Annotated in this window: 1 protein-coding gene; it reads right to left on the bottom strand. The window is 52.1% G+C overall.

Annotated features, from left to right (window positions below; translation table 11 throughout):
- Positions 1-108: 108 nt before the first annotated feature.
- The gene (locus V6D20_16975; protein ID HEY9817474.1) at positions 109-1,404 is read right to left on the bottom strand and encodes a class I SAM-dependent methyltransferase; all 1,296 of its coding nucleotides are present in this window, start codon (positions 1,402-1,404) and stop codon (positions 109-111) included.
- Positions 1,405-1,573: the final 169 nt, after the last annotated feature.

Genomic DNA, 1,573 nt, shown 5'->3' with positions numbered 1-1,573 from the left:
GGTTGGTTCAGTGAATTCATCTCTCATCTAAGCAACACCGAAAATTGCGATCGCCCCCCCAGGTTTGCCCCCTAGACCTGAAGTCTCCCTCAGGCGACTGCGGGCAGGTTAGGCATGAGGTGTAGCGGCAAACTGCAGCGGCACATCCAAGCACCAAGGTTTGCCCTTATAGAACAAGAGCTGGTACACATGCAGTCCACCGTAGCGAAACGATGCCTCAAAGGACTGCAAGTAGAGATACCACATGCGCAGAAAGCGTTCATCATAGGTCGGCGATAGGGCAGCGATCGCCCCTCGATTCATGGTGAAATTTTCCGCCCAGCGTTTCATGGTTTCCGCATAGTGGGGCTTCAGATTTTCACAGTGGGCCAGGACTAGCTTGGTCAGCCAAAGTTCATGGGTGAGTTCATGGAGCTGCGGCGCGTAGCCACCGGGGAAAATATACTTATCAACCCAAGCTCCATTGCGTTCTTTACTCTGGGTGACGATGGTATGCAGCAGGCCCACGCCGTTGGGTTTCAGGAGCTTCGAAGCCTGGGTCATAAAGGTGCCAAAGCTACCCTTGCCCACATGCTCAAACATGCCAATGCTGACGAACTTGTCATACTGACCTTGAATTTCGCGGTAGTCGGCAATCACAATCTGGATGCGATCGCTCAACCCCCGATCTGCAATGCGCTGGCGGGCTAGATCTGCCTGCTCTACGCTGAGGGTAATGCCCGTACCCGAGATACCATAGCGTTCTGCCGCATAGGTGAGCATTCCTCCCCAGCCGCAGCCAATATCAACAAGAGTTTCCCCAGACTTTAAGGCTAGCTTTTGGCAAATCAGGTCATACTTTTGACACTGCATTTGCTCTAGGGTATCCGTCGGCTGCAGTTGATAGCCACAGGAGTAGGTGAGCGTCGGATCGAGGAAATGCTGGTAGAACTCATTGCCCAAATCGTAGTGGTGCTGAACATTCTTGCGGCTGTTTTTAATCAGCACCGGCACCGTCTTGAAGCGCTGAGCCAGCACCGTCAGCGCTAGGCCCAGCGTCACCTTATCTCGGGCTTTCGCGTAGACGTTGCTACGATAGAACAGCCCAATCAGCTCGACTAAATTCTGGTTCGCTTCATCCCACCAGCCCTCCATATAGGCTTCACAAAAGCCTAGGGTACCGAAGGCTAGAATGCGATCATAGGTTTTGGGGTTATGAACCAAAAGGTGCAGGGATGGCGATCCATCAATGGTGCCAAATTGAAACGTTTGCCCCTGAGGGTTGACCACCGTTAAATTGCCATCTTCAATCTGACTAAAGAGTTGATAGAGATAGCGCTCACCCGGTGGTAGGCGATCAAAGCGATCGCCCTTAGGATCAGGAAATTGGCTTGGTTTTTGCTGAGGCACATCCAGTCTCGCCATCCGATACACCTACTTTGTCGATAGAGATTTGCTAGAAGGGAGGGTTGCTTTAACCTGACTAGCCAAACCGATGGATTGCAAGAACCACACTGTCAGCCAAACCATGTCAAGTTCCCACCAACGCCAGCCGTATCGCACAGACGATTGGTTGGCGTGATGGTTATTATGC

The organism is Candidatus Obscuribacterales bacterium (assembly GCA_036703605.1).
Lineage (GTDB): Bacteria > Cyanobacteriota > Cyanobacteriia > RECH01 > RECH01 > RECH01.
Note: the sequence above shows the minus strand (reverse complement) of the source record. Positions and strands in the feature narration are given on the sequence as shown.

Excerpts from the sequence above, each read along its gene's own strand:
- V6D20_16975 (HEY9817474.1), bottom strand. The coding sequence starts at position 1,404 with ATGGCGAGACTGGATGTGCCTCAGCAAAAACCAAGCCAATTTCCTGAT.